Here is a 24,485-nt window from a genome sequence, read left to right as displayed (position 1 = left end):
TCAGACCGGTTATCCCTTCGGGTCGAACTGGGAATACAGGTGCATTGCCTGGCGCAGATTGGCGGACTGGTCCTTGCCGAAGTGGTAATTCTGCAAGTCGAAATCAGCCATGTAAGTTGGGCCGCCAATCGCATTCAGACAGACACCGACCGCTGCCGCGGCGCGGTCCTTCAATGGCAATTTGTCGTTCATGAGGTCGTTGCGGAAGGTCCAGACTTCGGACGCCGATGCGCCGGCGTGGGAGAGGTCGCCCGCATCGACCCGGCGCACGTTGGCAATGATCCTTTCAGTGGAGGGGTCCGACAGGTTGATGCCGTAGTGCTTCAACATCCGGTTCACGACACTGACGGTGTTGGGATACGAGCCCGGTTGACCGTAGGTGGGCGACCGTTCCAGTACGGATTCGAGCTGTTCCCGGTTGGCGAGACTATTGCCCGAGGTGTCGGGGTCCGGTTTGTTGCCCGCCGGGAGGCCGACGTCTCCATGAACTTGCCAGTTGCCCTGTTCCAGATGGATCGGATACTTGTATCCCGCCGGATTATCTGGCCGGGCCACGCGCCAAGTCTGATTGTCCTTATCGAACGTGACCGGAAAGGGCTGCCGGTTCGCCATGACATAAGGCATCCCCTTTTCATCGCGGTAGACACCGAATGCGTGCGGGTCGGGCAGCAGGTTCCCGATCGGCTCACGACTGTAGGCCCCGGGAACGTCGAACCCCGTGCCGTTTGTCGACACGCCGGCGTTGGGTGCAAGGTTGCCAGCTGGCCCCGCGAGGTGCGCGTCGGGACCGAACTGCGTTTCGGCGGCCGGCGCTGTTCGATCCAACGCCTTGCGCAGGGAGTCCGGCGCAAATTCCGACGACGGTTCGGACAGGCCCTTGTCCAGCGACAGCGTACCGCTCGCGCCCGTTAGCATCGGCGCCCCGGTGGGATTGGCCTCGGGCGGTTTGCCTTCGCGTGGTGCCGCGCCGCGCTCCGCTGGAATGCCTTCCTCCAGATGGGGGGCCCTTTCCCGCCCGCCCGGGAGAAGGCCGCTCAGCGCATCCCCCAGATCGATGTCTTTGATCTGATCCTGTGTAAGACCGGCGTGGTCCGGATATTCTGCGTCGTTTAGCCCATTCATAAAGTCGCTCAGTCCTGGCGGCATCTGACCGGCGATGAATCTGCGCGCACCGTAGATTATCTGCTCGCCCAGCCCCGGTTTCTGCCCTACCATGTCCAGAATCTTGTCGTGATTGTCCTGGGCAAGATCCACGTATTTGTTGGCGAGCTTCTGCGTGTAATTGCCGCCGGGATCAGGCAGGTTGTTCGTGATGGAAGTAAAGGTCGACGGCGCGCCGACGTTGTAAAAGTTGGGCCGGTCGTTGTGCGTGAGCGTGTCGGTCGCCTGTTTCTCCATTGCCTGAACCCGTTTGTAGATGTCGGAATTTGGCGTGTTCATACCATCCTGGAAATTCAGCAGATCGCGCTGCATTTCTTCCGGCGTGCGCATCGTCGGCTGGATCGCGCCAGGGGTCGTCTCGCGTTCCTGTTGTGAACGGCCATCCTCCGACACGAGTTGCTCCGCTAACGCCTCGAGCGGATGCGCTTTCGCGGAGAGGGAGCGCGCCTCGTCGTTCCAGTCGGCATCCTCGCTATTACGACGCAGGGCAAATTCGTGTCCGTTCAGGTTTTCGGCCTTGTCCATGAAATTGTTGATCCGCTGCATGGACGCCGTGTGCAGTTTCTCCTGTTTCTGCAACTCACTGTCGAGGCGGGCGGCAATATCCGCCTGCATCTTCGTCTTGATTTGCGACGTATCCTGCAAGGCTTTGTCGCGCTCTGCGGGGCTGGTGTCGGGGGCCACCACGCGCTTGTACCGTTCGCCCAACTGCGCTTGCCCCGCCTTGCCGCCGTCGGGCAACAATTCGCTACCGACCGGCGCATGGAAGATCCCGGCGAGACGTCGAGCCGGATCCTGCATGGCTTTTTGCCGATCCTGTGAGACATCGAGTTGTAGCGAATCGATCACGGGGCGCTGCTGCTCCAGCGGCGCCTGCAGGACCTGCTTCGCGCGCGCCGCGTACTTCTGCTGCGCGCCACTGTCCAACTGGGCCAGGTCGGGGGCGAGCCCGATCAGATCGCCGTAGTTTTTCCGGTAGTCAGGCGGATAGCCGGCCAGCGACGACTCGAACATATCGCGCAGACGTGCGCCGTTCTGCTGGTCCGCCGTGTAGTTGCGCTGGACACCCGGACCGCCGTCGTAGCGGTCGGCGATCTGCTGCAGGCTGGCGCTGGATGGGGCGGGTGAGGTCTTCGACGTGGTTGCCGTGGTCGTCACGGTTGAAGTGGTCGACGCGGCCGACGCGGCCACGGTTTGCAGCGCGAGGTTGGCGAGCGCGAAGTGGGCGGCTAGCGCGTCACGGTTGTCGCGTGACGTGTCGTAACTCACCGGCGGCTTGCGTTCCGGCGGCGGGGGGGGCGCGAGCTGGTTGGTGCCGTTCGTGTCGACGGTCTGGGTTTGAGTGGCGTAACTCGAAGAATTGCCGACGATTGTGCTTGTCATCTGATTTTCCTGGTTGGTGCGGCGTTCCAGGCCGCGCGTTCATTAATGCGGACCATCTCGTTTCGGCGCCGGTCGAGGCCGGTGCAGCGACCGTTCATCCGGCTGACCTGTTTCCGTGGCGCGGAAGCAGGCAGTGGATTCACGGACAGGTCCGACGCAAGACTGTTGGGCCATCGATGAGGGCTGGCTCGATGTCGCACACACCCTCGTCAGGCGTGTGTGCGACATCCACGGGGGACAAACGGACGGCGCCTCTGTCCCCGTGTCGTGCGGCTTGCTCAGGTGTTCGCTTTCCTGATTTCGTCCTCAGTCGGCTGCTTGCCTGTCTTCGGATCGACGAAGCCACTGCCGTTGCGGTTGGCGACCAGCGTGTAACCGTCTGGCGTGGCGGCGTCGAGTGCGCGGCCGTCGTGGCTCTTCTGCACCGAGAGGCTGGTGCTGTTCTGCTGGCTCAGGCCGGTGACCTGATAGGCGTTGTTGCCGTGGGTGATCGTCACCGAGTCCGCGTACGAGACGGATTTGTTGTTCTTGTCCGCCTGCGTGCCGACCGTGACCTTGGTGTTGTCCGGCAATTGGAACGTCATCGGACCGTTGAACATCGCCGTACTCGAGTTGGCGCCATTGGCGTGCTGGGTGAGGTGCGGATCGCCCCATACCTTGGTGGTGTCGCCGGAGCTCTTGCTGGTCATCGTCATCGACGAATCGGACTTGTTGAAGTCGAGCTTGTAGTTGCCCAGATCGATGCTCGCCTTGTTGTTAGTGACCGGCGTGGCGGTCCATTGAGTTTGTTCCGTGCGGCCTTTCGACGGGCAGCCGCAATCGTTGCGCGGCGGCGTGCGGTCCGGGCAGTTGTTGCGCGGCGGCGCGCTGGTGTTGCCGCGCGAGCCGGTGTCATAACGGTTGACCGGTTGGTTGTTGTAGCCGCCGCGGCTCGCCGGCTGCTGGTTGGCGGAGCGGCCGGGATTGCTGAAATGCGCTTGCGCGTAGAAGCTGCTCGTCTGGCCGTTGCCAGTGCTTTGACCGTATACCGAGAACGACGCCTTCGAGAAGCCGCTTGCCATATTCGACATCTGGCCCAAGGCATTGCGTCCGTTGTTGAACGGCGTGGCGGCCGGCTGCTGCCAGTGCGCGTTGCGCGTCGTAGCGGCCGCGTTGGCAACGTGCGGATTGAACGAGGCATTGATTTGCATTGCTGCTTGCATGTCGATGATTTCCTGAATTAAAAGAGTCGGCTTGACCGGTGAGCCGGAGCCGCGTTGCCGACGTATTGGGGAGCGACTCCGCTGATGAAATAGTAGGGAGTTCGAAATGTGAATCGAGCTACTTATGTATAGGATCGAAAATATTGTTTCCGGAGCCGGACCTGAGGACAGCGGGAGCGGTAAATGCGAGTGAGGGGTCGTAGGTGGCGCATGTGCGGCATCGACCAGAGGCGCGAGCAACGCCATCTGATTGGCCAGACGTGAACGTTCGTCCGAGGCTTGCCTGGATTCGACCCGCCTCCGGTATTACCCTGGTATCGCATTCGCGCATTGCCGGTTCATGGCTATTCGCGTGGCGACTTCGATGACAGTGCCCAGGCGCTTCAGCTAACATGGCGGCATCGGCGCTAACGCACATGACTAGTGCAAACGCCAGGTGTGATCAACGCTCGCCGTAAGTGACGGGTAAGTTGACGCATTTATCCTGGACGGAGATCAGCATCCAGTCGCGCATGATGCGGTGCGGCATTTGCCATCTCATCGTCGGTCCGTACCGGGCACGCGAGACAAATGCGCGAGACCGCGGGCATATCGTTGAGCGACTATGGCGCGCCACGGGCGCGCCGGCACAGGTTTTACGTTTCATCTTCACCAAGGGGTTGTCGATGTCTGCGATTGAATCGGTTCTTCAGGAACGCCGTGTTTTCCCGCCCTCCGCTGAAGCAGTGGCTGGTGCGACGATCTCCGGCATGGATGCGTACCGGGCGCTGGCCGCCGAAGCGGAACGCGATTACGAGGGTTTCTGGGGGCGCCTCGCTCGCGAGACGCTAAGCTGGAATAAGCCCTTCAGCAAGGTGCTCGACGAATCGAAGGCGCCTTTCTATACCTGGTTCGAAGACGGCCAGTTGAACGCGTCGTATAACAGCATCGACCGTCACGTCGAAGCCGGCAATGGCGAGCGCGTTGCGATCGTCTTCGAAGCCGACGACGGCACTGTCACCAACGTCACCTATAACGATCTGCTGCAACGCGTGTCGCGTTTTGCGAACGCGTTGAAGAAGCGCGGCGTGAAGAAGGGCGATCGCGTCGTGATCTATATGCCGATGTCGATCGAAGGCATTGTCGCGATGCAGGCCTGCGCACGGATCGGCGCGACGCATTCGGTGGTGTTCGGCGGCTTCTCGTCGAAGTCGCTCAATGAGCGGCTGGTGGATGTGGGCGCCGTCGCGCTCGTCACGTCCGACGAACAGATGCGCGGCGGCAAAGCCTTGCCGCTGAAAAACATCGCCGACGAAGCCATCGCCATGGGCGGTTGCGATGCGGTGAAGAGCGTGATCGTCTACAAGCGCACCGGCGGCAAGATCGCGTGGGACGACAGCCGCGATCTGTGGATGCACGAACTCACGCAGGCCGAATCGGATCAATGCGCGCCTGAATGGGTCGGCGCCGAGCATCCGCTTTTCATTCTGTATACGTCGGGCTCGACCGGCAAGCCGAAGGGCGTGCAGCACAGCACCGGCGGCTATCTGCTGTGGGCCGCGCAGACCATGAAGTGGACGTTCGACTGGAAGCCCACGGACGTGTTCTGGTGTACCGCCGACATCGGCTGGATTACTGGCCACAGCTACATCACGTATGGACCGTTGACGCTCGGCGGCACTCAGGTCGTGTTCGAAGGCGTGCCGACCTATCCGAACGCCGGCCGCTTCTGGGACATGATCGCGAAGCACAAGGTCACGCTGTTCTATACCGCGCCCACAGCGATCCGCTCCCTGATCAAGGCCGCCGAAGCAGACGCGAAAGTGCATCCGAAGAGCTACGATCTGTCGACGCTGCGCATTATCGGCACGGTCGGCGAGCCGATCAATCCGGAAGCATGGGTGTGGTATCACGAGAACGTCGGCGGCGGCCGTTGCCCGATCGTCGATACGTGGTGGCAAACCGAAACCGGCGGCCACATGATTACGCCGCTGCCGGGCGCGACGCCTTTGGTGCCGGGTTCGTGCACGCTGCCGCTGCCGGGCATCATGGCGGCGGTGGTCGATGAAACCGGCCAGGACGTACCGAACGGGCAGGGTGGCATTCTGGTGGTGAAGCGTCCGTGGCCCGCAATGCTGCGCAACGTGTGGGGCGATCCGGATCGTTACAGAAAGAGCTACTTCCCCGAGGAACTCGGCGGCACGCTGTATCTCGCCGGCGATGGCGCGGTGCGCGACAAGGACACCGGCTACTTCACGATCATGGGCCGCATCGACGATGTGCTCAACGTGTCCGGCCACCGTCTCGGCACGATGGAGATCGAATCGGCGCTGGTGTCGAACCCGATGGTGGCGGAAGCGGCCGTGGTGGGCCGTCCCGATGCGACTACCGGCGAAGCCGTGTGTGCCTTCGTGGTGCTCAAGCGCGCGCGTCCTGAAGGCGAGGAAGCGGTGAAGCTCGCCAACGAACTGCGTGCCTGGGTTGCCAGGGAAATCGGTCCGATCGCCAAGCCGAAGGACATCCGCTTCGGCGAGAACCTGCCGAAGACGCGTTCGGGCAAGATCATGCGCCGCCTGTTGCGCTCGCTTGCGAAGGGCGAGGAAATCACCCAGGACGTCTCGACGCTGGAGAACCCGGCGATTCTCGATCAGCTCGGCGAGTCGCTCTGAGCTTGGGTTTGCCTGGGTTTGCAGCAAGGGTGTGTCGAACGATGCGCCCTTGTCTGAACCCGGGTATCGACCACTCACGTCAGGCCGTTAAAGCCACTGCGCGGACAATCCCGATTGCCTGCCCGGTGGCTTTTTGATACATAGGCGCATGGCCGCGCCGCACCACACCTCTCACGCTACGATCAATCCCGTGCCCGAACCGCCTGCGGTCTCGGCTGCGATGGCGCGCGCGCATCAGAAGTACTGGCGCTTCAATCTTGCGTTGATCGCGGCGTTGATGACGGTGGGCTTCGTGGTGTCGTTCGTTTTGCCGCTGGTGGCGCCGGCGTTGGATCAGGTGCGCTTTATCGGCTTCAGGTTGCCGTTCTACTTCGGTGCGCAAGGGGCGATTCTGCTCTACGTCGCGTTGATCGTGGTTTATATCGTGCTCATGCAGCGCGCCGATCGCCGTCTGCAACGCGCTTTCGATGCGGATGCGAGTGTCAGCAGCCTAAGCAGCACCGGTGCCGATTCCCGTGCGCCCACCGCGCGCGGAAGCTGAGCCGATGAAGCTCACGAACCGTCTGATCCGCTCCTACGCGCTTTATACGCTCGGCTTCCTGCTTTTCATCTACGTGATGTGGCGTATCGAGCGGACCACCGGGCCTGGCGTATGGATCGGCTATGTGTTCCTGTTCGTGCCGATCGCGGTGTATGCGGTGATCGGCTTGCTGTCGCGCACGTCCGACCTTGTTGAATACTACGTGGCCGGGCGGCGCGTGCCGTCCTTCTTCAACGGCATGGCGACTGCGGCTGACTGGTTATCCGCGGCGTCGTTCATTGGCCTTGCCGGGTCCATCTATGCGACCGGCTACGACGGTCTCGCGTACCTGATGGGTTGGACCGGCGGCTATTGCCTCGTTGCATTTCTGCTCGCACCGTACGTGCGCAAGCTCGCACGCTACACGATTCCCGACTTTCTCGGCACGCGCTTTTCGAGCAACGCGGTGCGCGGACTCGCTGCGTTAGCGGCGATCCTGTGCTCGTTCGTTTACCTGGTTGCGCAGATTCAGGGTGTCGGCCTGATTGCGACGCGTTTTATCGGCGTGGATTTCGCGGTCGGCATTTTCTGCGGGCTCGCGGGGATTCTCGTGTGCTCGTTTCTGGGTGGCATGCGTGCCGTGACGTGGACTCAGGTCGCGCAATACATCATCCTGATCGCGGCGATTCTGATTCCCGTGTCGATGATCGCGCATAAGGATGGCCTTGGCTGGGTGCCGCAGTTCAACTACGGACGCTTGATGGAGCGCGTCGAAGGTCTCGAGAAGCAGGTGCGCGAGGCGCCGCTCGAGCAGACCGTACGCGACGACTATCGGCGGCGTGCCGATCTGATGCAGATGCGGCTCGATACGCTGCCGCAATCGTTCGTTGACGAGAAACTGCGCCTCATGCAGGAAGTCGCGGACTTGCGTCGCCACAATGGTCCATTACGAGAGATCAAGGAGCGCGAAAGATCGCTCGAGCAATTTCCACGCGACGCCGCCGCCGCGCAGATCGTGTGGACCCAGCGCCGCGACGAGATGCTGACGCGCGCGGCCGCACCGGTGCCGATGCACGAGCCGTTTCCCGCTACGAGCGAAGAGGACCGGCGCACCCATGAGCGCAATTTCCTGTCGCTGCTGCTGTGCCTGTCGCTTGGCACGGCGAGCTTGCCGCACATCCTGACGCGCTACAACACCACGACTTCGGTGGCTTCCGCGCGACGCTCGGTCGGCTGGACGTTGTTCTTCGTCGCGCTGTTTTATCTGACGGTGCCTGTGCTGGCCGTGCTGATCAAGTACGAGATATTGACTAATCTGGTAGGCCATCACTTTGCCGATTTGCCGCAGTGGCTTACGCAGTGGCGCAAGGTCGAACCGAGTCTGATCAGCCTGGCCGATACGAATGGCGACGGCATTGTGCGCTGGAGCGAGATTCAGATGCAGCCGGATATGGTGGTGCTCGCCGCGCCCGAGATCGCTGGGCTGCCATATGTGATGTCGGGGCTGATCGCGGCCGGCGCGCTGGCCGCGGCGCTTTCGACCGCTGATGGGTTGCTGCTGACGATCGCCAACGCGTTGTCGCACGATGTCTACTATCACATGATCGATCCGACGGCATCGAGCCAGCGGCGCGTGACCATCTCGAAGATTCTGTTGCTGGGCGTGGCGCTATTCGCGTCGTATGTGGCTTCGCTGAATACGGGGAATATTCTGTTTCTGGTGGGCGCGGCGTTTTCGCTGGCGGCTTCGAGTCTGTTTCCGGTGCTGGTGCTGGGCGTGTTCTGGAAACGCACCACGCGGCTTGGGGCCGTGGCGGGCATGGTGGCGGGGCTGGTGGTGTGCATTTACTACATCGTCTCGACGTATCCGTTCTTTACGCAGATGACTGGCTTTGCCGGCGCGCGGTGGTTTGGGATCGAGCCGATCAGCTCCGGCGTGTTCGGCGTGCCGGCAGGGTTTCTGGTGGCGATTGGTGTGAGTCTGATCGACCGGAAACCGGACGCTTATACGAGGGCGCTGGTGGACTACATCCGGCATCCTTAAGCGGGTTTGCGCATGGGTGTGGCGCAGGGCGCGAAGTTTGCTATAATTCGGCTCCCCGCCGGAGAGATGGATGAGCGGTTTAAGTCGCACGCCTGGAAAGCGTGTATAGGTTAATAACCTATCCGGGGTTCGAATCCCCGTCTCTCCGCCAGAAATGAATGATAAGCCGTTGAATCGTAAAGGATTCAACGGCTTTTTGTTTTTTGGCTCACGAAACGGCTTTGTTAATTCGCTTGCCGACTACCTGTCAGGTCAAGTCTCCTCGCTTCTTCAAGCTGTGCTCCCAACTGCGTCAGCTTGCCTTTGGTCCCTTCAACGCCTCTAAATCACTTTCAGTTCCGCGAGCATTTCCCGGTTTCTTTTTGGGCATCCAGTAGCGTCGTGCGCGCCTTGCGCACATTCATGCCGAGAAAATACGATCCAGATAAAGGTAAAAATAGCAATGAATAGGCTACCGACCCAGATTGCGCCCTTGAGGACGGTAACGAGTCCTGTATCGACGGACACCGTAGCCGTGGAAGATGCCGCTGCGCTGTCTGGGCCATGTGCGACAGCAGGGGCAATCATCAGAAGTAGGCAAAATTATTGGCAGAAGTGGTGTTTGCTCGCGAACCCACTTTCGCGTTGTGCTGACTTTGCGCTCACTGTTAAGTCCAATCGATATGCCGGCTTCAAACTTCATCTTTGAAATTTAAATTAAAATTGAAATACAAATGTAAGGCTATGCATCTGGAATTAATGCATCGTAAATCTGTGTCTTGAAAAAGACAGCCAAGCATTTACTGATCTTCATTCGTCGGAAGATTCGGTAAGATTCGATCCGAAAAAATAAATTCGGATAAGAAAATAATGCTACGGGGTGCTCGTGAGAGCAGGCAGCGACTCGCCCAGATAGAGGCGGCGCGGCAGGCAAAAATTTTTGGTGTAACGTCAAGCAGTGTGGCGGCGCAGTCGCGACCGCTATGGATGAAGGCGACCGCATGTGTCATGGCGGTGGTGACCTATCTGCTGCCCGGTGTGCTGATGCTGGACGAGGTCGCACATGCAGCGCCGATCGTCGACCCGCGCGCACCTATTCCGTTTCAACCTGCCATTACCCAGACGAGTACCGGTATTCCGGCGGTCAATATCGCCGCGCCGAACGCCAACGGTATTAGCGTCAATAGCTACCAGTCATTCAATATCGACAGCAACGGGCTGGTACTCAACAACAGTCTCACATCGGGGACGCCCCTGCTGGGCGGCACGCTTGGTGCCAACCCGAATCTCACCGGCCGTGCCGCGAGCGTGATCGTCAACCAGGTCACGACGACCGGACCCGCTTCGACGCTGGTTGGTCCTCTTGAGGTATTCGGCAGTCCGGCTTCGATCATTGTCAGTAATCCAAACGGAATATCCGTCAACGGGCTCTCGCTGACGAACGCGACGGGCCTGGTGTTGACCACGGGCACGCCGCAATTCCTGACCGGTGTCGGAGGTGCATCCACAGACTTTGCTCACGCGGGTTCGCTTGCCTATAACGTGACGTCCGGCAATCTGTCGATCAACGGTCCTGCCGGAGTAAACGGTCCAGGGGCCGGCATCGAGGGCACAGTTGGCAATATCGACGTGATCGCGCAGACGATCAGTCTGAAGGCACCATTGCGGGCGGATCAGCGCATTAACCTGGTCGCGGGTAATCAGCTCGTGAGCCCGACGACATCTGATGTATCGGGCACGAACTACGGCACGGCATCCAACGGCGCGGTCAATACGGCGGCCGCGATCGGAAACAACGCAACAGCCATCGACGCCAACCAGTACGGATCGGTGACGAGCGGCCAGATCTATATCGTCTCGACGGCCGCTGGCATGGGCGTGAATACGCAGGGCGCGTTGACGGCGACAGCAGGCAATCTCACCGTTACGTCGAACGGTGACATCGCGGTGAACGCAACTTATGCGCAACAGGCGGCAAGTCTGAGTGGCGCCGGCAAAGTGTCCATGTCCGGCAGCAACCTTGCGAATCAATACACCGTCAGCGCAACCGGGGATATCGCCGCAGCGACAGCGTCCGTGCAGTCGGTGCAGGACCTGAACATGACTGCGGGCGGTGGCTTGAACGTCGGCACGGCGCAGTCCAATGGAAGCATCAACCTTCGGGCCGGTGCCGACATGTCGGTCGGATCGGTGCAGACAGGCAATAGCCTGTCGATGACGACGACCGGCAGCACCGGCAATGGTGACATGACCATCGGCGGCGCCGTGTCTGCGCCCGGCGTGATCGCGCTGAGCGCTGCTCGCGATGCAACTGTGAACGGCGCTGTCTCAGGTGGCGGCACCGTGCAGGTTCTCGCGCAGCGCAGCGCGACGGTCAATGGTCGCGTGTCGTCGGCGAGCGACCTCACACTGGTCGGTCAAAGCGGCAACGTAACGACCGCAGGAGACGTGCAGACGAGCGGGAACCTCAGCGCCACTGCCGGTCAGACGATGGCGCTTGGCGGCAACGTTGCGGCAAACGGCAACACGGCGCTAAACGCCGGTGCCGATCTTGATGTCTCCGGCACCCTGGCAGGTAATGGTACGGGTGTGTTGGGCGCGGGCGGCAATCTCACGGCGAACGGCGCCGTGAGCTTCGGCCAGAATGCGACCCTTACTGCCGGCCAGAACGTTAGCCTGCCCGGCGCCGTGACGGCAGGCGGAAACTTGAATGTGACCGCGGGCAATAACTTGACCGTGGGTTCTGCGGCCGCAGCAGGCGATACGACGCTCGCAGCTAGCGGTGGCGCTGCAACGATCAACGGTGCAATCCTCAGCGGCGGAAACACCGCCGTTAGTGCCGCAACAGACGTGGCCGTTGCCGGCAGCATTGCGGGTAACAAGGCAGGCAAGCTGAGCGGCGGTCGCGATGTGTCATCGAGCGGGACCGTGACTTTTGGGCAGGACGCGATCGTCACTGCGGGCCGCAACGCTGACCTTGCCGCAGCGGTAAAAGCTGGCGGTAATTTCTCTGTTACGGCTGGCAACAATGCGACCGTGGGCGGCGCGGGCGTGGTGGGCAATACGACGCTGACTGCAACGAGCGGTGCTGTGACAGTCGACGGAGCGCTCGCTACCGGTGGCAACACAGCGGTGAATGCCGCCACGGACGCAATCGTCTCAGGCGCGATCACCGGCAATGGCACAGGCAATCTGAGCGCGGGACGCAATCTGTCGGGTGGCGGCACGGCAGGCTTTGGATCGGATGCAACCTTGAGCGCGGGGCAGGCGATCAGTTTGTCCGGATCGTTGCAAACGGGCGGCAATCTGAGCGCGACTGCGGGCACCAGCCTGACAGTGGGTGCAGCAACCGCAGTGGGCAATGCCTCGCTCAAAGCCAATGGCGGGGACGCCGCGGTTAGCGGCGCGGTCCTGAGCGGTGGCAACCTCAATGCGCAGGCCACGGGCAATCTCACCGTGACAGGGAGTGTGACCAGTCTCGGGACCACCGCGCTGACGGCCCAAGGCGGCAATCTCACCGCACAGGGCGGTCTCAATTCCGCGAGCAACGCAACATTGGCAGCAGCCCACAATCTCGCGGTGACAGGCACGACGCAGGTTGGTGGCGACGCGACCCTGACCGGTTCAAACGTCAGCACGGGAGGCACGACCACCGTTTCGGGCAACCTCGTGGCGACCGCGCAGAACGGTCTTGACCTGTCCGCCGGGCAACTGAACGTAGTGAAAAACGCTACGCTATCCGGTGTCAACGTGACGACGGGCAACGCGCTGATCGGCGGGAATCTGAGTGCGAACGCGTCGAATCAGTTGACGACGGCTGGCGCCAAGACGCTCGTTCAAGGCTCGGCCACGTTGTCTGGTGTGAGCGCGGTCGTGAACACGGGCAGCGTGCTTGCGGGCGGCGCACTGACGGTTGGCGGCGCGAACGTAACGAATGCGGCCAACGCCAGCCTGATTTCTACCGCAGCGACGACCGTCAATGCGACGAACCTGAACAACCAGGGATCGATTGCCGGCTTGACGACAGCAGTTACGGCAAATGGCGCGCTCACGAACAACGGCGGCGCGATCATCGGGACGAATTCGCTGAACGTGACGACCGGCAGTCTGGCAGGCAACAATAACGGCGTGATCTTTGCAGGCAGTACCAGTGCTGCGAGCCCTGGCACGCCGGGCGACGCGACGGTCACCGTGACGGGCGGCAACGGCACATTCAACAATGCCGGTGGTCAGATTCTCGCTCAGCACAATCTGACGCTGAACCTGCTGAACCAGGCGTTCGATCCTTCCGCGGCATCGAGCGGCACGTTCAATCTCGGCAACGCGCTGACGATCAACACGCTGCAACTCAACAATTCCGGCACGTGGGCCATGCCCGGCAATAGTGTAGCCATCAGCGCGACGCAGGGCTTCAGCAACAGCGGCACGATCAGTAAAGCGGGCGACATCACACTGTCGACCAACGGCACGTTGATCAATAGCGGCACGATTAGCGCAGGCAATGACGTCAACCTGTCCGGCACGATCGTCAATCAGGCGGGCGCAACGATCCATGCGAATGAGGACATCAATCTCAACGGCGCGACGACCAATCAGGGGACGGTCAGCGCCGTGCGCGACGTCAACCTCAACGGCAGCAGTTACGACAACAGTGGGGCGTCGACAGGGGCAGGGCGTAATCTGACTGCGAATCTGTCGGGGGATCTGACGAATGTCGGTGGCAAGATCACCGCGCAGAACGACATTACGATCAATGCCGCAGATGTGAACAATAGCAGGGCCGGCGCGAACACGACGACCACGACGACATCGAGTACGACCATTGCTGCGGCGGGAATGGGATCGGCGTTTCTATCGACGGCGATCGGATCGCTGACCTTCTCGGGTTCCACGACAAACCCGATAGACGGTTCGACCAACACCTACTCGGGTTCGCTCACCGGGCGCATCGGCGATTTTCAGCCAGCTTCGGCGACGGATGTTACGGCGGCCGATCTGAGCGGAGGGACGTTCAACGGTATCGCGCTGCCCCTGGTCACGCAGACCACGACGACGACCCAGCCCACCGGGCAGGCCGGCGTGATTGCCGCCGGACACGACCTGTCGATCACTACCGGCGCGTTGAACAACCACGGCAGCACCATCTCCGCCGGGAACAACATCACGTTGAACGTGGCGTCGCTCGATAACGGCGGCGACGCGGCAACCTCAACGATTACGGACAGTATAGATAGCGCTGCGTACGCAACTTTCCTGACGCAGCTTAAGGCGGCCTATACAGCGGGGACGCTGGCCCCAATGCTTCAACCCATCGACGATCAGGGCAACCCGGCACCCGGCAACTATACCGCGACCTCCGCGAATATCCTCACGACGAGCGCCCCGCCGGCAGCGCAGACCTCCACGGTCACCGTCTATACGAACCAGAACGCCGGGCAGATTGTTGCCGGCAAGGATCTGTCTCTGACAGGAACCGCGGGCGGGCTGACGAACGCTGGGGGGCTGTACGCGGTGGAGGACATGCGCGTCACCGCGAGCAGCTTCACGAATCAGGGCTATCACACTGATTCCGTGACGTCAAAGACAGGCTGTGCGGCCGGCGTCTCCGTAGGGCAATGCGGTTACCTGGGAACGGTGATCTCGTACCCGGACCAAATCATCAACTATCAGCGCCCGGGGCAGGATTTTACCGACGCAATGACGAACGCCGAATTCTACGCGGCGCTCCTGCACTTCTACGCGACGTATGGTCCGGGCAACGATGCCGCGAATATCTACGGCGACCAGACCGTCACGCAAAGCTACAGCTACACGCAGACGAACAACACGGTGTTCGCCGGGCGCGACCTCATCATCGCGGCGCCGACCGTGAGCAACACGTACGGCAATCTGCTCGCCGGCCGCGATGTGGTGATGGGCGGTGCGGGCACTACGCGCGGCAACAGCGATCCGGGCAATCCGCAGACCAATCTCACGCAGTCGGCGAGTGTGACGAATACGTCGGGCAATATTCAGGCGGGTCGCGATATCGCGATCAGTACCGCTGCGTTGACCAACACGTTATCAGCGGCCGTTCAGATATATCAGAACTTCGGCAAGACGGCCGTGGCCGGTTGTAGCGGCGCCAATTTGCACTATTGCGACGCCTTCACCGACCAGCAGTCGGGCGATGCATCGACGATCACGGCCAACCGTAACCTGTCGTTCAGCGTGGGCACGCTGGTCAACACGGGCAGCCTGATTACGGCGGGCGCACAAGCGTCTATCGCGGCGACGTCGACGGTGACGAACCAGGACCAGACGCTGAACGCCTATTGGCACGATGCTTTCTACGGCATTGTGATCGGCGGCTCGAAACCGCCGGACAACTTCGGTTGTGGAACCGCGGCAAACTGTTCGACGCTGTTTGGCAGCGCGTATCACGGTGGCGACAGCGTTCAGCCGCCTACGCCATATAAGAGCCTGTCGGGCACGATCCAGGCCCCGTCGTTATCGGTGACTGCTGGCGGCCAGTTGCAGAACTCCGGCAACGTGTTGGGACAGCAGGTGGCGTTGACGGGTGCAACGCTCGTTAATGGCCTGACGTCGCCGGCTGTTTATACGCCGCAACCGACCGGCTCGAGTCAGCTCGTTCCGCTCGGGCCGGTGGGTACCCCGGTCGTTGCGTCAAACGCGGCGATTCTGGCTGGCGGTATCGTGACCATCGGAAGCGGCCTGGCCGGCGCATCAGGCGTTGCGGGAGGTATTGCGGCCAACTCCAGCGGATCGCTGGGCACAGCGGGCAGCACGTCCACAGGCGTCACTGCTCCGGGCAACGCAGCAGGGTCGATCACCGCCCCGGCCCTTGAGTTGGGTTCTCCGCCGCCGCCCGTGTCGCCCGGTATCACGGTAGCGACGGGCGCTTCTGCCACTAGCGGCGCCCCCAACATCAACTATCTGGTCAACAGTCCGGCTTCACTGGTGATTGGCAACATCGGGCCGAACCAGTTGCTGGCCAATCTGCCGGCGAGCCTGCAACCGAACACCACACAGTTCTACTACGACCCGTTCTCGGAAAATCAACTGTTGCAGCAGGCTGCGTTGGCGCAGACGGGGCAGGCGAGTTTCGTGAGTGGGCTGTCTTATGACAACACGAAGCAGTCGTCCGTCACGGACCAGGAAAAGAAAGCGCTGTACGGTAACGCGATCCAGTATGCCGAGGCGAACAACATTGCGCTTGGCACAGCACTGACGCAGGGCCAGATTGCCGCACTCGACAAGCCGATGCTCTGGTATGTCGAAGAGAGCGTGCCTGAGCCGGGATGTACCGCCACCGGGACGGCGAGCTGCCCGACGGTTGATGCGCTGATGCCGCAGGTGTATCTGCCGCAGAACTATGCAGTAGTTCAGCACGACGGGACGATCAGCGGGCAGAGCGTCACGCTGACGGCGTCGAACGGTGGAGCGATCACGAATACGGGTTCGATCACGGCGACGGATACGTTGACGGTCAACGCGGGTTCGTTGACGAACCAGCAGCGTTCGACGGACATCGGGACGCAAAGCACCTACGTCCCCGATCTCTATGAGTTGATCACGACCACGGGCACCGTCGCGCAGCAGGGCGGTTTCATGTCGGCTGGCAACTACCAGTTGAATGTCGATGCGGTGAACCAGATTGGTGGCGTACTGCAGAAGCTCAACGCGGATGGCACGGTTGACGCGGCGGGGACGCAGCAGCAACTGGCTGCGCTGAAGGCGCAGTTGGGCAGCAGCTTTACGCAGTCGACGGTGCAGAACGATCTGCATACTGATGTGACGTCGCTGGCGGACAGCGAGGGGATGTTCCAGACGATCGGGATGCTGGCTGTAATGGTGGTCGCGTCGGTTATGACGGCGGGGGCTGCGTCGGCCGCTATAGGGGCGGGTGCTGACGCAGGCAGCACATTCGCGGCGGGTGCCGCCGCCACGACGACGACCGAAGGCGTGGCGATGCCGGCGGTCGCTGCGGGATTGGGGAATATTGCATTGTCGGCGGGCATCGCGGGGATGGCGAGCAGCGCATTAGGACAAGCAGCGAATGGCTCGTTCAGTCTGAACTCGATGCTTGAAAGTGGTGCTACGGCATTCCTGACTGCAGGGCTGACCAACGGCATTACGGTGAGTGACGGCACCCCGGGATGGACGTGGACCGCGTCACCTGACAGCCTTGCGTCGCTGGCGGGCGTACAGAGTGTCGGCAATGCGCTGGTGCCGCAAGCTGGGCAGGTGACGGCGAGCACGGTATTCGCGCAAGGCGCGGGGATTGCGGGCGAAGCGACGATTCAGGCTGGCGTGCAGACTGCGATCGGTGGCGGCAGCTTCCTGACGAATCTGAAAAACGATGCGGTCAGCGATGTTGCGGCAGCGGGTGCCTACGCGATCGGTAGTGGGACTGATCCGCTGACGTTTGCGAACGTTGCGGAACATGCAGTTCTCGGATGTGCAGCAAGCGCCGCCGAAGGCAACGGATGCGCGGGTGGAGCCCTGGGGGCTGCGACGAGTGCGGTGGTGACACCGTTCGCGCTGGCCGGTATCGATCCGAATGGAACTGCACCGGACGCTGGACAGACAGCAGCGATCGCGGCCATCGCCATGCTTGCGGGCGGAGGCGTGGCCGGGGCGCTCGGGCAGAACGCGGCGTCGGGCGCGACATGGGCGCAGAACGAGGCATTGAACAACGACCTAGCTTCACTGCTCCATATCCAGGCTGCTGTTGGCGCAGCAAACGATGCGACGGACTGGATTGGCGGTCAGCTTGCGAGTGCAGGGCGGGGCGCGGTGAACATGGGCAACCAGTTCATCGGTCTGATGAACGCGAACAGCGGGCAGACGCCGCCCGCAGATCCGAACAACCAGATCGCTGGTGCGAACAACGGTGGCAATCCGCCTGCTACAGGCGGAGCGGTGGTGACGCCGCCGTTGGTGGCTTGCGGGCCAGCCGGGTGTGTCGTAACACCTCCGGTTGCTGCGCCGGGAATGCCGGGGTATATGCCGAGCAATGCGATTCTGTCGAACGGCGAGGGCAGTAGTGGCTCGGGCAACAGCACGACCGGACAGAGCACCAGCAATGCAGGCGGTAATTGGACACCTGTCAATGAGTCAATGTCACCACAAGCACAGGCTTACCAAACGCAGATCACTGGCGTTACGGGACAGGCGTACGTTGTCAACGGAGTAAAATTCGACGGCATAAGTGCTGACGGGACTTTACTCGATGCCAAGGGACCGGGATACGCGAATTTCGTTGGAAGCAATGGCGAATTCCAACCTTGGTTTGCTGGTCAATATAGCCTCATTGACCAAGCAGAACGTCAGGTTGCTGCAGCTCAGGGCCAATCGATCCAATGGAGTGTGGCTGAGCCATCAGCCGCCACGGCGATCAAGAACCTGCTGAGTGACGAAGGCATTAAAGGAGTTTCTGTTATTTACCAGCCCCCAAAGTAAAGGACGACGCTTTTGGAAACCTACCTTGCTGCTGCTTACTGGGGCCCACGGCGTGAGCCAGTCGATGCTTGTGCCTGCCGTGCAGGTCAGTTCTTCATTTCGCTTTCGCAGGTCTCCGAATATCTGAAAGGTTGGCGTCCGCTAGGCCGTAGTCGTTCCGAAGCGACGCAGGCGGTGCCCATTGATCTGTCAACGGATGCACTCGCCGAATTGTTCATGAAGGGGCGTAATCGAAGGGACGTCGGCGGCGAAGTTATTGACGAGTTGGGATATCGCATTTCCGTTTGGAACGGTGGGGGCGATGAAGAAGCATCGTCTTTGACGATGAAGTGTGGGCTGTACTCAGCCGTAGCTGGATTGTCTAATGCGATCGTTCTTAAGCTTCCGTCACGCTTTGATACAACTTCATTCGATCAAGTCCGACAAGTAGCAACCGCCTTGGCTCAAGCGTGGAATCCGGACTGGGCTATCATCGCGTCTCGCTCTGCATTGGACCTGCACGCTGATGCAGGTCCGTTTCTAGACAGGGCACTATATGTGAATTCATCAATGAAAGTGCCCGATGATATACCGAAGAATTCATTAAAACAGGAGCTAGAGCATGGGCATCTGTTTCTTCCTTCAATGTGAATCGGTTCTCATCCTTTGATCTTGCAGGATAGCCGCCTTGCGCCGGTTTTTATCCGGACAGCCGCAGAGACCCGAACCCGGCCCGAGCGCCGGGTTTGTGCGTTATGGCGTCGGCGAGCGTGAGGGCGCTGTCGTTCGATTGGTGCAATCCGTCGCTGGCCGAGCGTTCAGCGTGCGGGAGCTAAAACAGCCTTTGCGCGACTTCCCTGCGGGCAACTTCGTCCCAATGCATTTGCTGAATTCCGGCGATCGCACGCTGTAGCCACTCGTCGGCAATAACGCGATGTGCGTCGTGCTGCAGGTTGGCCGGTTCGCTCGCTGGACGCAATTGGTCGTGATGGTTCGCTGATCGACGCGATGACGTTCTGGTGTGCGGGGTATCGCAATGTGATCGCGGCGTACGGCGTGAACGGCTTCACCGGTGATCACCGGGCTGCGCTGAAACGCCACGGTACGCAGCGGGTGCTGATTGCGTATGACCGCGATGACGCGGGCAACGCGGCGGCACAGAAGCTCTCGACGGAGCTGCTGGAGTCGGGCATCGAATGCTTCCGCGTGCTGTTCCCGAAGGGGATGGATGCGAACGAGTATGCGCGCAAGGTTCAGCCTGCACAAAAGAGCCTGGGCCTGCTGCTGCAACAGTCCGAGTGGCTGGGCAAGGGCCAGCGGCCGGGTGTGGCCGCAGTGGTCCACCCGGCGCCCGGACTGGCAGCTAGAGAAGAAGCGGTGCCGGTCGAACCAGTCGCGCCGCTGCTGCCAGCGCCTGCCGTTGCGCATGCGCCGGAACCGGCGAACACCGCTCCTCTGTTAGCCGCCCATGCTGAACTCGAACCTGCGTTGCCACGCGAATTGCCGCCCGTGCCGGCCAGCACGCCGGCGACGCCGCCAGCGGAACCGGTCGCAAGCGAAGGCGCGGCGGGCGAGCTGCTGCTTGCGTTTGGCGAGCGTCACTGGCGGATTCGCGGCTGGCAGAAAAACCTCGGGCCGGACCAGATGCGGGTGAACGTGCAGGTGCGCAATGATGCCGGGTATCACGTCGATACGCTCGACGTGTACAGCGCGAAGCAGCGTGCCGCGTTCATCCGGCAGGCTGCGGCCGAACTCGGCGCGCAGGACGACACGGTGAAGCGCGATCTCGGGCGTGTGCTGCTGAAGCTCGAGACGTTGCAGGACGCGGCGATCACGGCGGCGCTCGCGCCGAAGGACACCGCGCCGTCGATTGATGAGGCACAGCAGCGCAGCGCGATGGATCTGCTGAAGTCGCCGGATCTCGTGGAGCGTATCGTTGCTGACATGGACCGCTGCGGGATCGTCGGCGAGTCCGCAAACCTGCTGGCGGGCTATCTCGCGGCGGTGAGCCGCAAGCTCGATGCGCCGCTGGCGATCCTGATCCAGTCCACAAGCGCGGCGGGTAAAAGCTCACTGATGGATGCGGTGCTGAACCTGATGCCCGACGAGGAGCGGATTCAATATAGCGCGATGACCGGGCAGAGCCTGTTCTATCTCGGCGAGACGGATTTGCAGCACAAGATCCTGGCGATCGCCGAAGAGGAAGGGGTGCGGCAGGCCGCGTATGCGCTCAAGCTGTTGCAATCGGACGGCGAGCTGACGATTGCCTCGACGGGCAAGGACGAGGCGACGGGCAATCTGGTGACGAAGCAGTACCGCGTCAAGGGGCCGGTGATGCTGATGCTGACGACGACCGCGATCGACGTCGACGAGGAATTATTAAATCGCTGTCTGGTGCTGACGATCAACGAGACGCGCGAGCAGACGCGGGCGATCCACGCACGCCAGCGTGTCGCGCAGACGCTCGAAGGGCTGCTGGCCGGGGCGGATCGCGAGGCGATCACGGCGCTGCACCGCAACGCGCAGCGACTGCTGAAGCCGGTCCATGTTGTGAACCCGTTTGCTCACCTGCTGACGTTCCTGGACGACAAGACGCGCATGCGCCGGGACCACGTGAAATACCTGACGCTGATCCGCTCGATTGCGCTGCTGCACCAGCACCAGCGCGAAGTGAAACGCGTGCAGCATCGTGGCCAGACGCTCGAATACATCGAGGTCACGCGCGACGATATTGCGCTGGCGAACCGGATTGCGCATGACGTGCTGGGGCGCACGCTCGATGAGCTGCCGCCGCAGACGCGGCGCCTGCTGACGCTGCTGGCCGATTGGGTGATGGCGCAATGCACGATACGCGACGAGACGCGCGCGGCGTTCCGCTTCACGCGTCGCGACGTGAGGGCGGCGACGAGCTGGGGCGACACGCAGCTGAAAATCCATCTTGCCCGGCTCGTTGAACTGGAATACGTGATCGCGCATCGCGGGCGCAACGGCACGTTCGAATACGAGTTGCTGTACAGCGGCGAGGATGATGGCCGCCCACACCTGTGCGGTCTGCTGGACCCGGAAAAGCTCACCGGCAGCACGGGCGACCTCACCAATACGGAATCCTGGTCGGGGTCAGAGAGCGGGCGGTCGGGGTCTGGTCGGGTCGTAGTCGGCGTGCAGTCGGACCTTGAAAACACGGCACAAAGCCATGCCCATCAAGGTGAAGCGGCGGAACCGGTCGGGTTTGCGCGAAATGCGCTTAACCACGCGAACCATGCAAACGGCGCTTCTCCTTTAGCTGCCGGTGTTCAGGGTTAGGCGATGCCGAACCTTGGCCGCCGCGAGCCGTTTGCGCCGATTGGCCCGGCGCATGATCCGCAGAGCCTGTACCGGCAGATGAAGGACTATCTTGAGTGGCTTGCGGAAAAGAACTACTCGCCGCGCTCGGTGCTGACGTGGGAACGGTATCTGCGGTACTTCGTGACGTGGTGCGATGAGCGTGGACTGACGCGACCCACGGAGATCACGCGGCCAATCCTCGAGCGCTACCAGCGGCACCTGTTCCTGAAACGCAAGGCGAACGGCGCGCCGCTGTCGGCGACGCACCAGGCGGGGCAGACGGTGCCGGTGCAGAAGTGGTTCCGGTGGCTTACGCGCAATAACCGGCTGCTGTACAACCCGGCAGCGGATCTGGACCTGCCGCGCAAGGAAGAGCGGTTGCCGAAATACGTGCCGACGCCTGGCGAGATGGAGCGGGTGCTGGGCATGCCGAACCTTGATACGCCGACAGGGGTCCGGGACCGGGCGATCCTGGAGACGCTGTACAGCACGGGGATGCGTCGCATGGAGGTGATTGGGCTGCAACAGCGCGAGGTGGACTACGAGCGCGGCACACTGATGATCCGGCAGGGTAAAGGCAGGAAAGACCGGATGGTGCCGATCGGGGAGCGGGCACTGGCGTGGATCGCGAGGTACCGGGATGAGGTTCGCCCGGAGCTGGCCTTGGCGGGTGATGACGGCACGCTGTTCCTGACGGTGGCGGGCGAGTTGTTCTCGGACAACCGGATGACGCGGATGGTGCGGGACTACGTGCGCGCGGCGGGACTGGGGCCGATTGGCAGCTGCCACATGTTCCGGCACGCGATGGCCACGCAGATGCTGGAGAACGGAGCGGACGTGCGGTACATCCAGGCGATGCTGGGGCACGCGGACATCAAGACGACGCAGGTCTATACGCGGGTCAGTATCCGGGCGCTGAAGGATATCCACACGGCCACGCACCCAGCGCGGTTCGTGCGCAGCGTCACGAAATCCATCGACGGCGAAGACGGGCCACCGGCCACGGCGGCCGACCTGCTGGCTGCACCCGATGACGAGGCAGGCGAAGAAAGCGGCGAGTAGGCCAGCCGCGTACCCCTCCAGTCTTACCCCCAAGCCCACTTCCTCGTTTCTCCCTGAGCGGGAGAAACGCCTACCTGGCGCCTCTCCTTTAGCCGTCAACCGGCTTCACAAATCTTGATAGTCTGGCCGTCGCGGTACGGTTAGAATTCGTGCACTCGCGCGCGGGAGACTGCGGCGCATCGTTCTTTAAGCGACTTCGCTGCGCGGCTGAAAAGTGCGTCGGGGCAAAAAACTTGTGAAGTGGGATCGCGTCAGGATGTTTGCTGTTGCAAAGCCTTATGGCGTCTAGGGTTGCGGGTCATTGCAAGCGCGGGCCGTGTCAGGGGTTTTACAGACGGCGATTGGAGGCGGCAGCTTCCTGACGAACTTGCGTAACAGTGCCGTTAGCGATTTGGCTGCGGCGGGGGCGTATGCGATCGGTAATGCCGGGATGGACAGTACGTCGATTCTGGCTCGAGGCACACCAGGTTACTGGCTGGCGCACGCGGCTTTAGGCTGTGCGGCCAGTGCGGCGGAAGGAACCGGATGCGGTGGCGGTGCCATTGGCGGGGCGGTCTCGGCTGGGCTGAATCCGGTCATCGACGCAAACGGCAATATCCCTCCCGCAGCTCTTGCTGGCATTGAAACATTGGTGAGCGGCAGCGTGGCGGGCGCGCTCGGGTTCAATGTGCAGGGCGCGGTGACGGCCGCGCAGAATGAAACGTTAAATAACTGGGCGGTGCACGTTGGATTATCCGGCAGCGTGACTTTGGGCGGCCTTACCTACTCAGGCGGGGTGGGTGTGGCGGCAGACGGCAATGGAAACTTCGGGTGGTACACGGCGTTCAATCAAAAAAACATACCTGGCGTAGGGTTTGGAGGATCTGGTTCAATCGGCATTAGCGCGGGGTCGTATCCCGGTGCGGGTACCATTATGGATCTAGGCGGCCCGTTCAATACGGCAAGTTTTGGAGTCGGATTAGGGCCATATGGCGGTTTCGATGTGTATCAAGACCCGACCAAGGCCCCTTGGAATCCATCTAGCTATGGAGGCGGCGTTACGTTCGGTCTTGGGCTCGGAGGCGGGGGATCGGTTACCCGCCCTAGTACAACAGTTCATCCGATCGGAAGCGTGAAAAATTGATGCGTAAAGAAAAATTCCGACGTCTGATTTACTGGTTATCCGCAGCCATTGGGGCCGTTTGCTTAATTTATAATGTCGAAACATATAACCGAGATGTTTTGACTGCCCCACATTCACCCAATGTGACGACTGGAAATATTATTCCTTATAACAATCACGGGACGACCGTTTATTTGACGAAAAGACAGGCGTTGCTGCAGCAGTGGGGGCCCTTTGCGTGGCTTGTGGATTGGCTTGAAATACCTAGCCACGAAAGCCCATGAAGACGTCGCTTGATCGTCTGCTCGGATGGTGCCATTGGCGGGGCGACGAGTGCGGTGCTGTCGCCACTGTTGCTGGGTGCGATCGATCCGACTCACGCATGTGTGACGGGACAGGTTCGTGACTATCAGAGGTTGCTGGAAGCGTTTGGTATCACCGCGCTTGTCGGCTATGACGCCCTAGTTAGTGACTATCATCATTACGTCGGAATTCTCGAGCGTGATCCTGTTCAACTTCAAAGGTTCTTTGCCGCAAAGCAATCGGTAGACAAGTGGCAGAACGCTTGCAGCGGGGATGATCTTAGCTAAGTCCAGCGACGGGACGGTGTTGCCAC

The 24,485-nt window shown here is 61.4% G+C and carries 11 protein-coding genes and 1 tRNA gene; 10 read left to right on the top strand and 2 right to left on the bottom strand.

All coding sequences use genetic code 11. The features are described from left to right. Nucleotides 1–9: 9 nt before the first annotated feature. Both GH665_RS14570 and GH665_RS14565 read right to left on the bottom strand, forming a co-directional pair. The gene (locus tag GH665_RS14570) at nucleotides 10–2,430 is read right to left on the bottom strand and encodes a hypothetical protein (RefSeq protein WP_153136449.1); all 2,421 of its coding nucleotides are present in this window, start codon (nucleotides 2,428–2,430) and stop codon (nucleotides 10–12) included. A 392-nt stretch (nucleotides 2,431–2,822) separates the two neighbouring features. Further along, the gene (locus GH665_RS14565) at nucleotides 2,823–3,746 is read right to left on the bottom strand and encodes a DUF1521 domain-containing protein (RefSeq protein WP_167530948.1); all 924 of its coding nucleotides are present in this window, start codon (nucleotides 3,744–3,746) and stop codon (nucleotides 2,823–2,825) included. A gap of 665 nt (nucleotides 3,747–4,411) precedes the next feature. Here GH665_RS14565 and acs point away from each other — a divergent pair. From acs to GH665_RS14515, 10 genes are all read left to right on the top strand, one after another. Next, nucleotides 4,412–6,394, top strand: a complete 1,983-nt coding sequence (gene acs / locus GH665_RS14560; RefSeq protein WP_153136447.1) for an acetate--CoA ligase — start codon at nucleotides 4,412–4,414, stop codon at nucleotides 6,392–6,394. 148 nt (nucleotides 6,395–6,542) lie between these two features. Then, nucleotides 6,543–6,935, top strand: a complete 393-nt coding sequence (locus tag GH665_RS14555; protein WP_153136446.1) for a DUF4212 domain-containing protein — start codon at nucleotides 6,543–6,545, stop codon at nucleotides 6,933–6,935. A 4-nt stretch (nucleotides 6,936–6,939) separates the two neighbouring features. Then, entirely contained in the window at nucleotides 6,940–8,958 is a 2,019-nt protein-coding gene (locus tag GH665_RS14550; RefSeq protein WP_153136445.1) for a sodium:solute symporter family protein, read from the top strand. Nucleotides 8,959–9,018: 60 nt separating this feature from the next. Beyond that, a tRNA-Ser gene (locus tag GH665_RS14545) sits at nucleotides 9,019–9,109 on the top strand. Between the two features lie 815 nt (nucleotides 9,110–9,924). Beyond that, nucleotides 9,925–18,402 carry a two-partner secretion domain-containing protein gene (locus GH665_RS14540; protein WP_246216218.1) on the top strand — a complete coding sequence of 2,826 codons (8,478 nt, stop codon included), beginning with the start codon at nucleotides 9,925–9,927 and terminating at the stop codon, nucleotides 18,400–18,402. 12 nt (nucleotides 18,403–18,414) lie between these two features. Beyond that, nucleotides 18,415–19,032, top strand: a complete 618-nt coding sequence (locus tag GH665_RS14535) for an Imm52 family immunity protein (protein WP_153136443.1) — start codon at nucleotides 18,415–18,417, stop codon at nucleotides 19,030–19,032. Nucleotides 19,033–19,317: 285 nt separating this feature from the next. Further along, a complete protein-coding gene (locus GH665_RS14530; RefSeq protein WP_217361879.1) occupies nucleotides 19,318–21,684 on the top strand; it encodes a toprim domain-containing protein in 2,367 nt (788 codons plus the stop codon). A 3-nt stretch (nucleotides 21,685–21,687) separates the two neighbouring features. Continuing rightward, on the top strand, nucleotides 21,688–22,767 hold the full coding sequence (gene xerC / locus GH665_RS14525) for a site-specific tyrosine recombinase XerC (RefSeq protein ID WP_153136442.1): 1,080 nt from the start codon (nucleotides 21,688–21,690) through the stop codon (nucleotides 22,765–22,767). Nucleotides 22,768–23,083: 316 nt separating this feature from the next. After that, the gene (locus GH665_RS14520) at nucleotides 23,084–23,890 is read left to right on the top strand and encodes a DUF637 domain-containing protein (protein ID WP_246216217.1); all 807 of its coding nucleotides are present in this window, start codon (nucleotides 23,084–23,086) and stop codon (nucleotides 23,888–23,890) included. A gap of 272 nt (nucleotides 23,891–24,162) precedes the next feature. Continuing rightward, nucleotides 24,163–24,459 (top strand): hypothetical protein, encoded by a 297-nt coding sequence (locus tag GH665_RS14515; RefSeq protein WP_153136440.1) that lies wholly within the window; start codon nucleotides 24,163–24,165, stop codon nucleotides 24,457–24,459. The last annotated feature ends 26 nt before the right edge of the window (nucleotides 24,460–24,485 follow it).

Source organism: Paraburkholderia agricolaris (genome assembly GCF_009455635.1).
In the GTDB taxonomy this organism is placed as follows: Bacteria; Pseudomonadota; Gammaproteobacteria; order Burkholderiales; family Burkholderiaceae; genus Paraburkholderia; species Paraburkholderia agricolaris.
Note: the sequence above shows the minus strand (reverse complement) of the source record. Positions and strands in the feature narration are given on the sequence as shown.